General features: G+C 62.8%; 17 protein-coding genes. 6 read left to right on the forward strand and 11 right to left on the reverse strand.

The genetic code is table 11. From position 1 onward, the window contains the following. Positions 1-86 precede the first annotated feature (86 nt). Positions 87-1730 carry a choline dehydrogenase gene (locus tag AADW18_RS06405; protein WP_337342523.1) on the forward strand — a complete coding sequence of 548 codons (1644 nt, stop codon included), beginning with the start codon at positions 87-89 and terminating at the stop codon, positions 1728-1730. Positions 1731-1751: 21 nt separating this feature from the next. On the opposite strand, the gene AADW18_RS06410 is transcribed toward AADW18_RS06405, so the two are convergent. Further along, positions 1752-3662, reverse strand: a complete 1911-nt coding sequence (locus AADW18_RS06410; RefSeq protein WP_337342524.1) for a M48 family metallopeptidase — start codon at positions 3660-3662, stop codon at positions 1752-1754. Between the two features lie 295 nt (positions 3663-3957). Continuing rightward, positions 3958-4560, reverse strand: coding sequence for a LemA family protein (locus tag AADW18_RS06415; RefSeq protein ID WP_337342525.1), 603 nt, complete (start codon positions 4558-4560; stop codon positions 3958-3960). An 80-nt stretch (positions 4561-4640) separates the two neighbouring features. Between AADW18_RS06415 and AADW18_RS06420 the strand changes: the two genes are divergently transcribed. Further along, a complete protein-coding gene (locus AADW18_RS06420) occupies positions 4641-6023 on the forward strand; it encodes a serine hydrolase domain-containing protein (protein WP_337342526.1) in 1383 nt (460 codons plus the stop codon). Between the two features lie 354 nt (positions 6024-6377). Here AADW18_RS06420 and AADW18_RS06425 read toward each other — a convergent pair whose 3' ends face one another. After that, positions 6378-6938 (reverse strand): SRPBCC family protein, encoded by a 561-nt coding sequence (locus tag AADW18_RS06425; protein ID WP_337342527.1) that lies wholly within the window; start codon positions 6936-6938, stop codon positions 6378-6380. A gap of 122 nt (positions 6939-7060) precedes the next feature. On the opposite strand from AADW18_RS06425, the gene AADW18_RS06430 reads away from it, so the two are divergent. After that, positions 7061-7573: a hypothetical protein gene (locus AADW18_RS06430; RefSeq protein ID WP_337342744.1), complete on the forward strand. Its 513-nt coding sequence runs from the start codon at positions 7061-7063 to the stop codon at positions 7571-7573. 1371 nt (positions 7574-8944) lie between these two features. Here the strand turns inward: AADW18_RS06430 and gcvH are convergent. The 6 genes from gcvH to AADW18_RS06460 form a co-directional block, all read right to left on the reverse strand. Further along, complete coding sequence (gene gcvH / locus AADW18_RS06435; RefSeq protein ID WP_337342528.1) at positions 8945-9352, reverse strand: glycine cleavage system protein GcvH; 408 nt, start codon at positions 9350-9352, stop codon at positions 8945-8947. 76 nt (positions 9353-9428) lie between these two features. Beyond that, on the reverse strand, positions 9429-10049 hold the full coding sequence (locus AADW18_RS06440) for a 2-hydroxychromene-2-carboxylate isomerase (RefSeq protein ID WP_337342529.1): 621 nt from the start codon (positions 10047-10049) through the stop codon (positions 9429-9431). 6 nt (positions 10050-10055) lie between these two features. Beyond that, positions 10056-11162 (reverse strand): glycine cleavage system aminomethyltransferase GcvT, encoded by a 1107-nt coding sequence (gene gcvT, locus AADW18_RS06445; protein WP_337342530.1) that lies wholly within the window; start codon positions 11160-11162, stop codon positions 10056-10058. A 67-nt stretch (positions 11163-11229) separates the two neighbouring features. Next, positions 11230-11754 (reverse strand): hypothetical protein, encoded by a 525-nt coding sequence (locus tag AADW18_RS06450; protein WP_337342531.1) that lies wholly within the window; start codon positions 11752-11754, stop codon positions 11230-11232. 2 nt (positions 11755-11756) lie between these two features. Continuing rightward, positions 11757-12188 carry an NfeD family protein gene (locus AADW18_RS06455; RefSeq protein WP_337342532.1) on the reverse strand — a complete coding sequence of 144 codons (432 nt, stop codon included), beginning with the start codon at positions 12186-12188 and terminating at the stop codon, positions 11757-11759. A 3-nt stretch (positions 12189-12191) separates the two neighbouring features. Next, positions 12192-13148 (reverse strand): SPFH domain-containing protein, encoded by a 957-nt coding sequence (locus AADW18_RS06460; RefSeq protein WP_337342533.1) that lies wholly within the window; start codon positions 13146-13148, stop codon positions 12192-12194. A 123-nt stretch (positions 13149-13271) separates the two neighbouring features. On the opposite strand from AADW18_RS06460, the gene AADW18_RS06465 reads away from it, so the two are divergent. From AADW18_RS06465 to AADW18_RS06475, 3 genes are read left to right on the forward strand one after another with little or no spacing between them, the layout of a single operon-like run. Then, complete coding sequence (locus AADW18_RS06465; RefSeq protein ID WP_337342534.1) at positions 13272-13838, forward strand: sigma-70 family RNA polymerase sigma factor; 567 nt, start codon at positions 13272-13274, stop codon at positions 13836-13838. Beyond that, on the forward strand, positions 13831-14658 hold the full coding sequence (locus AADW18_RS06470; protein WP_337342535.1) for a hypothetical protein: 828 nt from the start codon (positions 13831-13833) through the stop codon (positions 14656-14658). Before AADW18_RS06465 ends, AADW18_RS06470 begins: the two co-directional genes overlap by 8 nt. A 17-nt stretch (positions 14659-14675) precedes the next feature. Continuing rightward, the gene (locus AADW18_RS06475; RefSeq protein WP_337342536.1) at positions 14676-15884 is read left to right on the forward strand and encodes a PDZ domain-containing protein; all 1209 of its coding nucleotides are present in this window, start codon (positions 14676-14678) and stop codon (positions 15882-15884) included. 279 nt (positions 15885-16163) lie between these two features. Here AADW18_RS06475 and AADW18_RS06480 read toward each other — a convergent pair whose 3' ends face one another. Together AADW18_RS06480 and AADW18_RS06485 are read right to left on the reverse strand one after the other, a co-directional pair. Continuing rightward, complete coding sequence (locus AADW18_RS06480) at positions 16164-17123, reverse strand: DUF6607 family protein (RefSeq protein WP_337342537.1); 960 nt, start codon at positions 17121-17123, stop codon at positions 16164-16166. Further along, positions 17120-17887 carry a Hemin transport protein gene (locus AADW18_RS06485; protein WP_337342538.1) on the reverse strand — a complete coding sequence of 256 codons (768 nt, stop codon included), beginning with the start codon at positions 17885-17887 and terminating at the stop codon, positions 17120-17122. The genes AADW18_RS06480 and AADW18_RS06485 overlap by 4 nt, the downstream gene beginning before the upstream one ends. Positions 17888-17890 lie beyond the last annotated feature (3 nt).

The following is a 17890-nucleotide window of genomic DNA, read 5'->3' on the forward strand; positions in this document are numbered from 1 at the left end:
GCATCTTCGGCCGGCGACTCCCTCCGCCGAGCATTTGCTCTACGTCTGGCCGATAGCTTCGGGCGTTCTTCGCAACAGGTTCGCGCGTGTACGACTACCTCATCATCGGCGCCGGCTCAGCCGGCTGCGTGCTGGCCAATCGCCTGACCGAAGACCCTGATTGCCGCGTGTTGTTGCTGGAAGCCGGTCCTCGCGATTGGCATCCCTTTATCCACATGCCCGCCGGCTTGGCCAAATTGGTCGGCCAGAAAGGGGTGAACTGGAACTACGACACCGCTCCCGAGCCGCAACTCAATGGGCGGCGGCTTTGGTGGCCGCGTGGCAAGGTACTGGGCGGTTCCAGCTCCATCAATGCGATGTGCTACACCCGTGGCGTCGCGGGCGATTACAACGACTGGGCAACGCAAGGGGCCCATGGCTGGGACTGGAACCAGGCGCTTCCGTACTTCAAGCGAGCCGAACGCAACGCACGCGGCGCCGACGCGCTGCATGGCGCCGACGGACCGCTGTACGTGTCCGATCTTCGCTACACCAATCCATTGTCATCCACGTTCATTGACGCAGGTCTGCAAGCCGGCTATCGCCGCAATGACGACTTCAATGGTGACGACCAAACCGGTTTCGGGTTTTATCAAGTGACCCAGAAAGATGGCGCACGCTGCTCTACCGCGGTCGCCTATCTCGGACCTGCCCGCAGCCGCCCCAACCTGGATGTGGTCACTGGCGCGCTGGTGCGGCGCGTCCTGCTGAAGAATGGCCGCGCTATAGGCGTCGCCTACGCGCGTGGCGGTCGTGAGATCAAAGTCCATGCCGAACGCGAGGTTCTGCTGAGCGGTGGTGCCATCAATTCGCCGCAACTGCTGATGTTGTCCGGCATCGGCCCCGCCGATCACCTGCGGCGGCACGGCATAACCGTCAGCGTCGACGCCCCGCAGGTCGGCCAGAACCTGCAAGACCACCTGGACATCTGCACGCTGCAGCATTCCACCCAGCGCGTCACCTACGATCGCACCAGCGAGCTGAAGACCGCTTTCGACTATTTCCTTCGCGGTCACAGCGGCCCTGGTAGTAGCAACATCGCCGAAGCCGGCGCTTTCGTGCGTTCGCCGCTGGCGCCGGATCATCGCGCCGATATCCAATTGCACTTCGTGCCCGCCATGCTGGACGACCATGGTCGCAATCGCTTGGCCGGGGACGGCTACACCTTGCACGCCTGCTTTCTGCGTCCCCGCAGTCGCGGCAGCATCAGCCTCAACAATGCCGATCCCCGCACCAATGCCCGCATCGAGGCCAATTACCTGAGCGACCCGGAAGGCTTCGACCTGAAGATGATGGTCGAATGCGCCAGGTTATCGCGCGAGTTGTTCGCGCAGAAGGCTTTCGACGCTTACCGCGGCGCGCTCATCTATCCGTCTCGCAACGATCTTTCGGATAGCGAGCTGGTCGAGTTCATCCGTGCAAAGGCCGAGACCGTCTACCACCCTGCTGGCACCTGCCGCATGGGCAGCGACGAAGCATCGGTGGTCGATCTGCAGCTGCGCGTACGCGGTGTAGAAGGCCTGCGAGTGATCGATGCCTCGGTGATGCCGCAGCTGATTGGTGGCAATACCAATGCGCCGACCATCATGGTTGCGGAGCGGGCTTCGGACTTGATCCGGGGGTTGATCGAAGCTACTTCGGCGTCGGAACGCGATGCGGAGCCACTAGCGGAGCTGTCCACCGTCGGCTGACGCATGCATGTTGGCGCGGGCCTATCCCTGCTCCAACATCGCCGGTAACGGACAATGCAGCACGCCGCAGATCGTCCTCAGCAACTCGGCTTCCGCCACGCTGACGCGTCCGTCGTGACTGATCGCGGCGGTGATGGCTTCCACCATCACCTGTTTGGCCAGCGGATCGAGTGCATCCAGCGGTTCCCAGACCGCATCCAGCGCCAGTACGCCTTCGGCGGGCGGTGCGTAGGGCATGTGATCGCGCGGTAATACCCGCTGCAGACCGGCCAGATAGGCGCGTTGAGCCTCGGCCGGGCCGGCATTGCCTGCCTGCGCGACAACCGCCAGCAAGGTCGCGAATTCCTGTTTCACGCTGCCCGGCTTGCGGCGGCCGAAGCGGGCGTATCGGGAAGGATCCAGGGACTCGCGCAGTTGCACGTGCAGCAGCCGCCCCAAGCAGTACTCAAACAACGATGTCTTGCCATCGGCATGCACTGCTGCCTGCACGGTGTCCAGAAAGGTTTCCAGTGCCGGTCGCGGACGCATTCTCAACAAAGGAAACGCCAGTGCCGCCAATGGCAGGCGCAGCATGGGATGAAGACCGGCAAGGTGTCGGCCATGGACATCGGCGGCTTGGCGCGCGGCTGTCGCGCCCATGCGCGAAGTGATCTCGATTTTCTGCTTGGCGGCGATCGGCGGCGAGTCGTCCAGCAGCAACGCCAGCAGCAGCGGCATGACCTGCTCGCGCTGACGCGTCATGGCGGCGAGTTCCGGCGGGATCGTACCCACCACGGCTCCTGCGCGCAGATAGTCGTTCTGTGTTGGCGTGGCGACCTGTGCTGCGATCATCGGCGGCGTGACATTCATCCGATGCGATGCCGACGGCAGTGGTGGCGATACCGCGCCGCCCAGCCCCATCGCCAGGTCTTCCTGCAATCCATCCGGTGGCGCCATCGACCAGCGGCGCGACAGTTCGGTCAGCTGCCCCGGATCAAACAGAGGATCCAACTGGCGAATTCGCTCCACCAAGGGCGGATGGGTAGCGAACAGGCGCGAGAAGGAGCGGCCTTCGCCAAACAGCATGTGGCTGACTTCCTCCGTCTTGGCCGGGTCGGCCATTTGCGAGCCTTCGTGCAGGCCTCCGATCTTCTTCAGCGCGCCTGCCAAGCCGGTCGTCTGGCGAGTGAATTGCACCGCGGAAGCGTCCGCCAGCAGCTCCCGTTGCCGGCTGACACCGGCCTTGATCATGCGGCCGAAGAACAACCCGATGCCGCCGACGATCATCGCTACAACCGCGATGACCAGTGCCGCGTTGCCTTCCTTGCTGCGACCGCCGCGCCCGAAGATCAGCACGCGCTGGCCGATGATGCTCAGCATCATGATGCCGAACAGCACGCCCATCAGACGGATGTTCAGGCGCATGTCGCCGTTGAGGATGTGGCTGAATTCGTGGGCGATGACGCCTTGCAGTTCGCTGCGGTTGAGCCGTTCCAGCGCACCGCGCGTCACCGCCACCGCCGCATCGGACGGCGAGTAGCCGGCGGCGAACGCGTTGATGCCGGCTTCGTGCTCCATCACGTAGAGCTTGGGCACCGGCACGCCGGACGCGATGGCGATCTCTTCGACCACATTGCGCAGACGGCGCAGCTGCAGATCGGTACTGTCTTCCGGCACTTCGGTGGCGCCCATCTGCAGCGCCACCGCCTCGCCGCCGCCGCGCAAGGATGCCAGACGGTATAGAGAACCCAGGCCGATGATCGCCAGCGTCGCCAAGGTGCTGAAGACCAGCAGGCCAATCACCGCACCGCCGTCTCCGCGCATCTGGCTACCCAGCAGCACCAGCACTGCAATGTCGACCGCCACCACGATGCCGATCACCGCCAGCGCGAACAGCATCACCATGCGCAGGGAGCTGCGCCGCGCCGCCGCCTGGTGTTCGAAGAAATTCATTGGAAAGCCGGAAGATGGGAACCGGGAATAGGGAGAGGCGTTATTCGCCCAGCTGGCGACAGCAGTCGCCTTCCGCGCCCCCCGGCTCGACGACGGGAACCAACAGCGTCGATATTTCGCTTCATCGTCTCCCCTCTCCCCATTCCCGTTTCCCGACTTCTCAGAACCTGCTCACGATCCTGCTGCGCTCGGCATGCGGCTCGCGTGCGGTGCTCGCAATGCTCACGTATTCCACATACGCTGCGCTCCGCCACGTGCAGCCTGCCTTCGCTCGCGACGGATCATGAACAGGTCCTCAGAACTTCACCTTCGGCGCCTCGCGCACTTCGGCCTTGTCCGCGGGAATATCCAGCAGCGCGGCGTGCACAAAGTTGAACATGCCGGCGATGACGCTGGATGGGAATACTTCGCGTTTGTTGTTGTAGGCCATCACCATGTCGTTGTAGGCCTGCCGCGCGAACGCGACTTTGTTTTCGGTGGCGGTCAGCTCTTCTGTGAGCTGCATCATGTTCTGGCTGGCCTTCAGATCCGGATACGCTTCAACGACCGCCAGCAAACGGCCCAGTCCGGTGTTCAACTGCGCCTGCGCCGCCGCCAGTTGCGCCATGGCTTCCGGATCGCCGGGATTGGCTTTCGCCGCTGCCAGGCCGGATTGCGCGGCCGATCGCGCGGCGACCACCGCCTCCAGCGTTTCGCGTTCGTGGCTCAAGTAGCCCTTCGCCGTCTCCACCAGATTGGGAATCAGGTCGAAGCGGCGCTGCAGCTGAACGTCGATCTGGGCGAAGGCATTCTTGAAGGCGTTCCGTGCCGTCACCAGCCCGTTGTAGATGCCGACACCCCACAGCGCCAGGACGATTGCCAGGCCGATAATCACCAGCAAGATGAACAAGATGGACATTAAATCTCTCCTGTTTGTGCAATCTTAAAAACCGGCGCTATTATCCGGAACAGCATGAGCTTACGCAGGGCCGACGCACGATGAAAGACAATCCTACACGGCGGCCATTACGAGCCTTGCGCTTAGGACTGGTGGGCATGCTGTTGCCGCTTACCCTTTCGTCGACAGCCCAGACACCTCTGCGTTGGGATTCCACCGCAACGGTCGATACCACGCAGCGCCGCGAAGCGCCGGCACAACCGATGCCCTACCGTGCCTCGCTGGCGCAACGGCGGGTATTGCCGCCCGCGCAGGGATTCGATGTCAGGGCGTTCGAAGCCATGGCACAGCAGCTGACGGTCGGCGAACGCGTGCCGGGCCTGTCGATGACCATCGTGCAGAACGGCCGCGTACTCAGCGCGCGCGGCTATGGCGTCACTGATGTCGCCGCACCGCAGCCCGTCGATTCGCACACCGTGTTCCGGTTGGCATCGCTCTCCAAAGCCTTCGCTGGCACCATGACGGGCCTGCTGGTGGCCGACGGCTCATTGCGCTGGGACAGCAAGGTCAGCGATTACGTCCCCAGTTTCCAACTGAGCGATCCGATGGCCACGCAGCGCGCCACCGTGGCCGACTTGCTCAGCCACCGCGTCGGATTGCGCGTCCACAACGCCTACGACAGGGACATCGAATCCGATGCCGAGTATTACGCCGTGGCGCAGAAGCTGGCGTACGCGCCGCTCGAATGCGCGCCTGGTCAATGCTACGCGTACCAGAACGTCGCCTTCAGCCTGATCGGCGATGTGGTCTTCGCCGCCACCGGAAGCTTCTATGACCAGGCGGTCGACCGCCGTATCTTCAAACCGCTAGGCATGAACGATGCCAGCATCGGGCTGAGCGGTATTCAGAGCAGTGCGCGCTGGGCGCGCCCACATGTGCGCAGTCGCAATGGCTGGGTGTCGGTGTCGCCCAAGCCTACCTACTACCGCCTGCCGCCCGCGGCTGGCGTCAACGCCAGCGCCAGCGACATGGCGCAATGGCTGATCGCGCAGACGGGGCATCGCCCTGATGTGCTGCCCGCACCTCTGCTGGCCACGTTGCACTCTCCCATCATCGCCACGCCAGGCGAGATGCGTGCCGGTTGGCGACGCGAGCGCATTTACTCGGCGAGCTACGGCCTGGGTTGGCGAGTGTTCGACTACGCCGGCCAGCAGGTGGTTTTCCACGCCGGTGCGGTACAAGGTTATCGCGGCCTGGTTGCCCTGGTACCCGAACGTGACCTGGGCATCGCGATTCTCTGGAACAGCGACAGCAGCGTTCCGTCGGGCTTGCTGCCTACCATCCTGGATCGCGCCATTGGCCTGCCTCCGCAGCAGTGGCTGGATGTGCCGTACGAAAGCGACCTGCTGATGGCCGAGACACCAGGCACGCCCGCTAACGACAGCGGCGCATCCGCCACGCAGGCGACTGCTTCGCCCGACTGACGCCTAAGAGCGCGGCGCGGTAAGAGTGCCTTTTTTGGGGCGAGCGTTCCTTGCATTGCTCGTCCTACGGTCTCCTCGAGTTTGTGAGCCCGAAACCATGACCTGCCGGGTACGTATCGATCCGATGTTGAGGCGAGCTTGCTTGGCTGATCCGACTGATTGCCTCCGGTGCCCATGGCAAAGAGCGGCGAAGCTTCCCAAGGCTCCTCGACGGGAAGCGCCTTTGAGCAATATTCGTAATCTCCTGCCGTTGCGACGGCCCCGCTGCAACTGACTCGGCACTATCGCGCGGCGCAGCTTCGCTCTACGAGAAGCGCCTTTAGCTATTCGCTGTCGCCCGCCGTTGCTCCGGCCTCATTGTGGTCGGTCCGGCACTATCGCGGGGCGCGGCTCGCTTTCCAGCAGAGACTTCAATTTCGCCAGTCCTTGCTCGTAGTCGGGACCGACCATCCTGTCGAACAGCAAGCCGAACATCCGGGACATCGGGTTGTATCCGTGGTGAGAGTCGAAGCTCCATGTCAGCCGAGTGCCACTGCCTTCGGGCGCCAGTGCGTATGCCGCTTGCGCCAGGCTGCCGTCGAAATTCAATGCAACGCCGACGCGACGGTCAGGCAGGCTTTCCACGATCTCCTGGCTGCCGCTGCCCACCGATCGATTCCCGGTCCATGTCATGCGCGCTCCGACACCGTGGGCGGGGCCTTCGAACGTGTACTTGGCGTCGGGGTCGTACGCCGCCCAAGGCGACCACTCCCGGAAGCGCTGGAATGAGTTGACGGTTGCGAACACCTGCGCTGGCGGGCGATCGATCACGATCGAACGCTCGACGTGCGTGCTGGCTGGCAGCAGCAGGCTTCCCGCCACCAACAACAGCCCCAGCACGACCAGGACGGCCAAACCCTTCCTCAAGAACTTCATGACGTCTCCTTCGACCCGGTAACTTCAGACCGGCGACAGGCTACCTCTTCACCCATAAAAAAACTCCCTCCCCGCTGGGCACGAGGAGAGAGTCATGTTCTACGGCAATCGGATTGGCTTAGATCAACGGAGCCGGTGTAGGCGGAAACGCTACCGTCTTCTTCGCGGACTTCTTAGCAGGCTTCTTAGCGGCCTTCTTAGCGGCCTTTTTGGCCGGCTTCTTGGTTGCTTTCTTGGCAGCCTTCTTGGCGGTCTTCTTGCCAGCGGCCTTCTTGGTGGCCTTCTTGGCAGTCTTCTTACCGGCCTTCTTGGCAGCCGGACGCTTGGCTACTTTCTTGGCGGATTTCTTGGTGCCTTTCTTGGCAGCCTTCTTGGTCGCCTTCTTCGCGGCTTTCTTGGCTACCTTCTTGGTCGCCTTCTTGGCGCCAGTCTTCTTGGCTACCTTCTTGGTCGCCTTCTTGGCGGACTTCTTGGCTACCTTCTTGGTCGCCTTCTTGGCGCCAGTCTTCTTAGCAGCCTTCTTGGTGGCCTTTTTAGCGGCCGGTTTTTTCTTCGCAGCTTTCTTCGTTGCCATGTTATGGCTCCTCGTCAGTGAACTATGGATTGGTACATCTGGTACAGCACATCTGCCCTAAGGCAGGCCCAGTTGCAAAAAACGCCGCGGGAGTCGGACCCGCAGACAGCCGCCGCCGCGCCACGCGCGACGAACCGGATTCCTGGAAAGGCGAGCGCAAAACCCGCCTCCCTACAAATACAGAAACACCCGCGTCGCGAAGCGGCACGGGTGCGTGAGGTAGAAGGCGTTGCGTTTTTTTGGGGGAAGCGAGCCCTGCGTCCACCGCGATTGGGTTGCGGACGGCTGGCCCTGTTGTCTCTCGCACTGATGTGTTGATTCGACTCACTCGCTTCCGCAGTATGTCTGCTTGGGGCGAAACCTAATCACGCTTTTTCAAGGTGTCAACTGTTTTGCGTAAATTTTTTTGGGCCGCGGTGCCGTCGGCGTAGTCAACGAGCACAAGAGATACGCCCGCCGATTCGTCCTTCGCCATCCGGCAAAGTGCCGCACATGCAAACTCATTTTTAGAAACCCCTATAAATCTAGGTGTTTTTTTAAACGCGATAGCGCACGCACTCGCTCCACCGTCTTTCGGCGGAATCTTTCTTGCGCTTTCAAAAGCCGCTGGCGCGGCTAAACCTAGCCTAAAAAAAAGTTGTCGGCGCCCTCTTGGATTTCGCGTCGCACAAGGTCGAATGCGCCGATTTGCGCAAAAAATTTTCGGTCCACGAGGCGGCTCGGAGGATGCTCGACGTCGGGCAGCGGACGCATGCGATGGATCGAACGACGCTTCGTTCCCCTGCCGAAGAGTGGAAGAGCGACGCCTTCTTCGGCGCGATGTACTCCTCCGACACCGGATGCGGCGGCTACCAACATCGGTGCAAATCGGAGCTACGCCGCTCAATAGCGCCGAGTCGGTAGCAATGAGGCCATCGCAACGGCAGGAGATCGCGAACACCACCTCAAGGCGCTCCCATCGAGGAGCCTTGGAGGGCTCCGCTGCTTTTTGACGTGCCACTTCCGGTTCGTAGTGTCTCGGGCGCCAAGCGCTTGGACTGCTCATCTGCCAGAAGAGAATGCGGGCCCAGGCATCTCCGCCATCTTGGCAGTCGCATCAGTAACGGCGATTTTTCATCTGCCTGCGGTAAGCGGCACGAGTGATGGAAGGATGAGGACGGCACGTCATGCGGTTGGAATGCAGCTTGCATACCGCGACACCCCGCAATCCTTTGTGCGACGGGTGAGGGAAGGCCGGAGTTCCAAACCAGCCATGTCTTCGACACGGGCCGATAACGACTTCGCGGGTGGAGCTGTGTTGCGCCATGCATCGGCGGCAGCGGGGAGAGGCGAAGAACGACGGGCGAAATGCCGAATCGCAAAAACAAAAAGGGAGCCGTGGAAGGGGCGGCGACAGCCTGCCCTTCCCGGCTCCCTGATCAGGACGCCTCGCTTAGTGCTCGTCGTCTTCTAGCAGTTCGGCGTAGTCGTCGGGGGCGAGCAGTTCATCAAGTTGCTCCTTGAGCTGGGTTTGATCCTCGACTTCGACCACGAAGATCCAGCCTTCGCCGTACGCGTCTTCGTTGATCGTTTCCGGCTTCTCGGACAGATCCTCGTTCACCGCGACTACCTTGCCGGTGACCGGGCTATAGACGTCGGAAGCAGCCTTCACCGACTCGACCACGGCAGCGGCGTCGCCTGCCTTGACGTCGTCGCCGACCTTCGGCAGCTCGACATACACCAGGTCACCGAGCAAGCCTTGGGCGTGATCGGAAATGCCGACGGTGATGCGGCGGCTGCCTTCGACGCGGGCCCACTCGTGGGACTTGAGGAATTTAAGATCGCCAGGAATCTCACTCATGGGGCTACTCCGGATTCGAACGTGGTCAGGGGACAGGGCGCTAGTTTAGCGAAGTAACGCCTGGGGAAGGAAAGCATCATGCAGGGCGATAGGGTGCGCGCCCGGTGCGCAAGGCGCTTTCCAGATGCTCGATGCGGTCCTGGCCCCAGAACGGTTCGCCGGCCAGCACGTAGCCGGGCACGCCGGGAAGATCGGCCGCGATCGCCGCTTCGGTGTTGCGTTGGTACTCGTCGACGACGGCGTCACTTGACGCCAGCGACAACACGGCTTCGGCATCGTGCCCGTGGTGCGCCAGCAATTCGGCAACGGTGCCTCGATCAGCCAGGTTGCGATCTTCCACCCAAAGCGCGCGGAAGACCGACCACATGTAATCAGTCGGGTTCGCATCCAATCGCAGCAGCGCGATTGCCGCCTGGTCGACCAGTGCGGCATCGACGGGAAAGAACGCCGGGTGCAGGTTGAGCGGCAGCTCCCGGACTTCACGCCAGCGTGTCAATTCCACCAAGCGATAGCGCTGCCGCGATGGCGGCCGCTGCCCCAATGGAACGCCGCCTGCCGCCTTGAATACTTCCAGCATGCGTACCGGCCGGTAGCGCACCTGGACATCCTGCTCGCGTACCACTCGCTGGAATGCCTCGTGGCCGAGATACGCATACGGCGACACCAGGCTAAGGAAATAATCGACCGTCGCGGCCATGGCGGATCAGCCCAGCACGCCGGGTTGCGCCTGACCTTCCCGCACGAACGGAAACTTGATAACGCGCACCGGCACTTCCTTGCCGCGAATGTCCACGCGCACCTCGCCAGGTGCGCCTGCCGGTATGCGGGCGAAGGCGATCGCTTTGCCCAACGTGGGTGAGAACGTGCCGGACAGCACTTCGCCTTCGCCCTGGGCGGTCAGCACTTTCTGGCCGTGGCGCAGCACGCCTTTCTCATCCATTACCAGGCCGACCATCTGGCGTGGTGCGCCTTCGGCTTTCTGTTTTTCCAGTACTGCGCGGCCGGTGAAGTCGCGGCCTTCATCGAGTGCCACCGTCCACGCCAAGGCTGCTTCGTACGGGGTAACCGTCTCGTCCATGTCCTGGCCATACAGGTTCATGCCCGCTTCCAAGCGCAACGTGTCCCGCGCGCCCAAACCCGCCGGCTTCACACCAGCTTCCAGCAGGGCGTTCCAGAACGCCACCGCATTTGGTTCCGGCAGCACGATTTCGTAACCGTCCTCACCGGTGTAGCCGGTGCGCGCGACGAACAGCGGCACGCCATCGACGGTCTGCGCTTCGATGGCGGCGAACCGGGTCAACTTGTCGGCTGCTGCGCGGTCGCTTTCGCGCAGCAGGCTTTGCACCTTGGCACGGGCGGTCGGCCCCTGCACGGCGATCATCGCGAAGTCGGCGCGTTCCTTCACCTGCACGTCGAACGGCGCGGCCTGCTTGTTGATCCACGCCAGGTCCTTGTCGTGGGTGGCGGCGTTCACCACCAGCCGGAAGAACGAGTCGGACATGAAGTAAATGATCAGGTCATCGATGACGCCGCCGTTCTCGTCCAGCATGCAGGTATAGAGCGCCTTGCCCGGCGCCTTCAGCTTGTCCACCGAATTGGCCACCAGGCGACGAAGGAATTCACGCGTGCGCGGGCCGTGAAGATCGACCACGGTCATGTGGCTGACGTCGAACATGCCGGCATCGCGGCGCACCTGGTGGTGCTCTTCTATCTGGGAGCCGTAGTGAATCGGCATGTCCCAGCCGCCGAAATCCACCATCTTGGCGCCGAGCGCGCGATGGGTGTCATTGAGGATGGTCTTCTGGGTCATGGCGGCGTCCGGCGCAAAGACGGGCATTATCCCAGATGACGCGGTGCGTGCGGCGCGGGGCGCGGTTCTAAAGGCCGAAGTAAGCCTCGTTGATGCAATCCACCGCGGACGGGTGGACTTCGACAAGCTTGCCGCTGGGCAAATCCAGACGGCGCGCCCAGATCACATCCTGCAGATATTCCTTGTCCATGCTTTGGCGAACGACCGCTGCCAGCCGCTCGTCGTCCTTGCCGTGGATCCGGCAACTGCCGAATTGCAGTTGATAGCCTTCCGCCGCTTTCGGATAAGGCTGTGCGTCTGTGATCTTCCACAGAGCACTTTGTCCGTCCCGACCGGCCATCTTGGCTGCCACCACGTAGCGTAGCGCAGGCTCGGCTTCGGGATCACCTTCCTGATCTTCGCCGCTATCGGCGGCCAGCACGCCTATGGAGTAATCGCACACGCGCGCGTAATCGTCCGATTCGGAAATACAGCTGCCTCCAGCGTCGTGCAAGCCCTCCGGATACGGCGGCACGATCTTGCCGATCAATCCGGAAGCTTGAACGCCGGAAGACGACAGTGCCAGCAGCAGGGGCCAGACCGCCGCACCCATGCTCAGGCCTCTTGCACCTTGAGCGTCATGCCATCCACCGCGATCACCCGCACCGGCGTACCCGCCGCCAGATCAGGTCCCTGCACGACCCAATAGGCGTCGCCCAATTTGATCCGGCCGCGTCCGCCGATGATCGCCTGGTCCAATGGCGCCACCACGCCAACCAGTTGCTCGGCACGGCGATTGAGCAACGGCTGATCGCTGACGCGCCCAGTGTCGCGGAACCATTTGCGGTAGATCTGTATCGAGACGAAGCTCAGAACAATGAACACCGCGACCTGCACCAGCAGGGAAATACCCGGTATCAGCAGCACGCCCAGGAACACCACTGCCGCGGCGAAGCCCATCCACAGCATGAAGGCACCAGGCGCCATGGCTTCCGCCGCGAACAGCAGCAGCGTGATCGTCGCCCAGGACACCACATCCCAGCGCATGACTCAGACTCCCGTCCGCGGTGGCACACGCGGCGGCGCCGCCTGCTGTTTACCCAAGGCTTCCTTCGCCAGTTCCGCGATGCCCGCGATCGAACCGATCATGCCGGCGCTTTCCATCGGCATCAGTACGAACTTCTGGTTGGGCCCGGTAGCGAGTTCCTTGAAGGCCTCCACATACTTCTGTGCGATGAAGTAATTGATCGCCTGCACGTCGCCATTGGCGATGGCGTCGCTGACCATCTGGGTCGCCTTGGCTTCCGCTTCGGCCAGGCGCTCGCGTGCTTCGGCATCGCGGAACGCGGCTTCCTTGCGGCCTTCGGCCTCCAGCACCGCCGCCTGCTTCTCACCGTCGGCGCGCAGGATCTCCGATTGCCGCGATCCCTCGGCTTCCAGGATCTGCGCACGCTTTTCGCGTTCGGCCTTCATCTGCCGGGCCATCGAATCGATCAGGTCGCGGGGCGGCTGGATGTCGCGGATCTCGATGCGGTTGACCTTGATGCCCCAGGGATTGCTGGCCTGGTCCACCACATTGAGTAGTTGCGCGTTGATGGTCTCGCGGTTGCTGAGCGATTCGTCCAGGTCCATCGAGCCGATCACGGTGCGGATATTGGTCTGCACCAGCGCGATGGTGGCGACCTCCAGATTGGAGACCTCGTAGGCGGCCTTGGCGGCATCCAGCACCTGGAAGAACACCACGCCGTCCACCTTCACCACCGCATTGTCCTTGGTGATGACTTCCTGGCTGGGCACATCCAGCACCTGCTCCATCACGTTGACCTTGCGGCCGACGCCATAGACCACCGGAATCAGGAAGTGCAGACCCGGGGTCATCGTGTGGGTGTACTTGCCGAACCGCTCCACCGTCCATTCGAAACCCTGCGGCACCATGCGGACGGTCTTGAACAGCACGATCACCCCGGCGAACAGGACGACGATGGCAAGAAAACTTGTTTCGAACATGACGTTACACCCCTTCCTTTCCCTAGATATGGGCGGAGTATAGACGCAGGTGGTGGCCGTGAATGCTCCGGCCCTTCCGCCCGGCTGCGACGGTTTGCCCAGGTACCGCATCTAGAGGAATACATGCCCTCCCTTTCCCGCTTCGCCATCGACGTGCCGGACACCTTGCTCGCCCAGGCGCGCGCGGGTCGACAGGATGCGTTCGAGCAGATCTATCGATGGTTCGAGCGGCCCGTGTTCACGCTTGCGCTGCGGATCTGTGGCGACCGCGAAGAGGCTTCCGAAGTACTGCAGGACACCATGTTGAAAGTCTTCCATCACATTGGCGATTACCGCGGTGGCAGCCCGTTCTGGGGCTGGCTGCGGCAGATCGCGGTCAATGAGGCGCTGATGCGCCTTCGCCGTAGCCGGAAGCTCGATGGTGAGGTCGCGATAGGCGGGGACGACCTGCCCGACGACCAGGGTCCGCTACCGCCCGCCGCGGCCGACGCGGCCATGCTGCAACGAGCGCTGGCCGCGCTCCCCGTCGCTACCCGCACCGTGCTCTGGCTGTATCACGCCGAGGGCTATACCCACGACGAAATCGCGGCGATGACGCAACGCACCGCCAGCTTTTCCAAATCGCAGCTCGCGCGCGGCACCCGCCGATTACGTGCCCTGCTGCAGATCGAGGAGCCCGCTCATGCCTGATTCCCGCACCTCTTACGACGCACCGCGCGGCTGGGATGAGGCCTTCGCCGTCTTACCTCTGGAAATGCCGCCGGCCGACACTTGGAGTTCGATTGCCCACAGACTGCCATCGCGCCCGTCAGCGTCACGCCGCAGGCATCGGTCTTATTGGTTCGCCGCAGCGGCGGCGATAGCGCTGGCGGCGGTGATTCCCGCGCTTCGATGGAGCGGAGACGAAACTCCAGCCGTATCCAGCTCCGTGGCGATATCGCCTCTTCCATCCACTTCACCCCCTTCCGTCGCTGTCCCATCCTCCATTTCCCCTGACGCCGCGCCTGCCGCGTCGGTGGCCGTTACCCATCAAGCACCGTTGGAGGCTCCACCATCCGCGATGGAGAGCTCGGCTTCTTCGATTCCAACCAAGGCAGCGGCAGCAACGGCACCGCGGGTCGCCAAGCAAACTCGCTCACCCAAGGTGTCGCCGAACGAGCTAGCGAACCAGCCAAAGAATCCCGTCATCCCGGCAACAGAAGCTGCCGAACAAGACAGCCGGCTGGAAAACCTGTACGCCGAATCCGCACGCCTGGAGGCGATCCTTGCGCAACTGCAGGAACCCCGTGCAGGCAGCGCAACCATGACGGCACTTAGCGCGGAACTCCAGGACCGTATCGCCGATATCGACAACGCGCTTTCCCAATCCGACATGCCTTCCACTTCCCAGCTCGATCTGTGGCAACAGCGAGTCGATGCGCTGCGGCAACTGACGGGCGTGGAAACCACCCAACGCTGGATGGCAGCCCAGGGCACGGCCACGGAAGGCTCGCTGGCCCAGGTGTACTAAACAAACACGAGGTAATCATGAAATCGACATTTTCTCGGCTTTCCGTTTTAGCCTTTGCGCTGGCAGCGGGGCTATCTGCGGCCTCCCACGCGCAGACTTCCGCCGAACAACAGAAGGAGTTGGAAGCGGCGCGCGCGGATCTGCAGCGCGCGGCCAAACGCGTGGCCGAGCTCTCGCACGGACTAGGCGTGGCGGAACGTCCACTTCATGTCCAGCGGCGCGTCGAAACCCGGCCGATATTGGGCGTACTGCTGGCACCCGACACCGACAGCGTGCGTATCACGGGTGTCACGCCTGACAGTGGTGCTGCCAAGGCCGGACTGAAAGCCGGCGATCAATTGTTGAAAGTCGACGGTAAAGCCATCGCCGGTGCGAATGATGCCGCGCGGCTGGCCAGCGCACGCCTCGCGCTGGCCCAACTGAAGGCCGGAACACCGGCCACCATCACTTATCGCCGCGACGGCCGAGTACAGGAAACAAAGGTCATACCGGAGGCGGGCCGTCCGGCCATGACGATCGTGCGTGCCAATACGACCGGCCAAGACCCGCACGCACGCACTCTCGTCATGCGTGACGAAGCAGGTCAACCCATGCTCTTCACCGACACATTGCCGCTGACCGATTTGCATCTGGGCATCGCGCCGGGCATCCAAGCCGAATTGCGGCGCATCGAAGATTTGCGTGGCTGCGACGGCGACGACTGCCGGTTACCGATGTTGGCCGAGGCATTCCGTTGGGAGGGCCTGAACCTGGCTGCGGTGGATAAGCAGCTAGGCCGCTACTTCGGTACGGAATCCGGTGTGCTGGTGCTATCCAATGGGGCCGAACTGGACGGCCTGCAAGCGGGCGACGTGATCCGCAAGGTGGAAGGCAAACCGGTGGCATCGCCACGCGAGGTCATGGCCGCGCTGCGCGGCAAGCCGGAGGAAAGCCGCGTGAAAGTCGAATTCCTGCGCGACCGCCAGACGCGCACCGCGGATGTCCGCCTGCCCAAGGCCTCGCCGATTCGCGTGCCGCTTCCGCCTGCACCGCCGCTGCCTCCTTCGGCGCCGAGCGCACCGTTGCCGCCGATGGCCTTCCTGGCGGAGATGCCGCGGACCGCAGGCGAACCGCTTAACGAGCGCGTGATGGTGCTGGACCCGGAAGGCCGGGCGTATGAAATCGATGCACCGGAACCTCCAGAACCTCCCGCCCCTCCGGCGCTGCCCAAGCCGCCGTCCGACTGACCGAATAATAAGAACCGATGCAGGTGAATCCCATCCCCCGCCGGAAGCGGGGGTTTTTTTTGTAGAGCTGAGCTTGCTCGGCTGCTCTTCGGACGGTGTAAAGCCAAGAGCAGCGGAGCGAGCTCCGCTCTACGACAAGCGCCTTCGGCTATTCGTTATTGCCTGCCGTTGCGACGGCCATATTGCTACGGACTCGGTGCTATCGCGAGGCGCAGCTCCGCTCTACGAGAAGCGCCTTCGGCTATTCGTTATCGCCTGCCGTTGCGACGGCCTCCATTGCTACTGACCCGGTGCTGGCGCGAGGCCCGGCGCACGCTCCACCCACTCGGCGAAGACGTTGGCGATGTCGGCATCGGGCACGGCCTTGCCTTTCTGCACATCACCGGCCTGGGAGAACAACGGCATGATCATCGCCATGCCGTCGACCTTTGTCTTCAGGCGCACACCCGGCGCCTGCGACAGATACTTGTCCCAGTGCGCGCGTACCTTGGCCCAGTAGCCGGCGGTTGCCTTCCAATAGGCATAAGCCGGAGCGAAGTCGATGTCCTTGGTTTTCCGGTAATCGTTGAATCCGAATTCGCGCGCCAGTTCCAGCTGGCTGCCGTCCGGCTTGCGCAGCACCTTGGTGTTGAACTGCTCGTGGGTCCAGCCGTTGGGCGTGAGGGTATGGCGATTGATCACCGACAGCGCGTTGTAGTCGCTGCGTTTGGTGTACTCACGGCGCGGCAGCGGACGCCAGCTCAGATCGCTGGTCCAGGTGGCGATGCCGTTGCCGTATTCCCAACGCCCGGTACCGCAGTAGCGCGGCGCATCGCTGACTTCATAGACGCACTGCGTCCAGGCACCGCGCCGCTTGTCCGCGGGAATGGAACGCACATGCCAGGTCTGGTCGGCGGTGAATTCGAAACGCGCCGGCGCTTCGTAGGTCCAGTCCTGCCGCCAATGCTTGGTGACGTGGCCGCTCTTCGCATCCACCAGGATGTGCTGCAGCACGATCCGGCCCGGTACATCCTCGACCACGATGACAGTCTCATCGCCACCACTGCGCATGGCCGCTTGGCGCTCGTAGCCGGGCTGCAACAATACTGTTTCGTCGAACGCGAAATCGACCTGGTATTCGCCCTGCATGGCGAGAATGGATTGTCGGCCGCGGGCGATATCGGCGCCTTGCGCCAAGGCCGCGCTCATCTGCAGGCATGACATTCCGGACAACAACAGCGTGGCTACCGTTCGTTTCATGGTTGCTTTCTCAGTTTGATCAATGGGACGACGTTATTGCCGCCTTTATGGATGTGGCACTCAATCAGTTGAGTGCCTTCCTTTTTCCCTCCCTCGCATTTGCGGGGAAGGGCAAGGGTGGGGGAATTGATTCGGTCGACTTCAAACACGACTTGTTCCGAATCAATTCCATATGTTTCCTGCGTTGTTCGCGTCGTGAGCAGCGCTGCCTCGTCGCCTGTGCAATCCAGGGCAATGTTCGCCTCCAGCCCTTCGGCATGGATGATCCGTCGTGCAGTCGCGGCACCCAGCGGAGACACCGCCGCCAGGCTGGCGGCAAGCACCGGGGGCGTTGCTCCTGGTTGCGCCAGTGCATACAGGCGCACTGTGCACGCGCGCCACTGCCCGCCCCGCACCCGGCCTGCCAAGCGTTGCCACAATCGTTCGGCGACGCCTCGTTCTCTTTCCGTCGCTTCCTGAGCGCAGGGGAGCGAGGTCATCATCCGGTCCCAGCCAAGGAAGTCGCTGTCCGGCAACAAATGCAGGCGCCAGCAGCATCGCCCGTCACGGTCGAAGAAGTGCACGCTCTCGCGCAGTCCATCGCTGTCCACGCCGACCGCCGCTTCGGCGTATGCCGCATGCGCCCACCCGGTGAGTTCGCTGCCATGCTGCAATCGGTACAGGCACAGCACCGTACCCAGAGCCGCCAATTGCTGGGGTTGCGGCAAGACGTGCGGCGCCGCCGCTGTCCGCTCCGAATCCCCTTGCAACCGCGCGCTCGCCATGAC

This window comes from Pseudoxanthomonas sp. CCNWLY206-1 (genome assembly GCF_039710385.1).
Lineage (GTDB): Bacteria > Pseudomonadota > Gammaproteobacteria > Xanthomonadales > Xanthomonadaceae > Pseudoxanthomonas_A.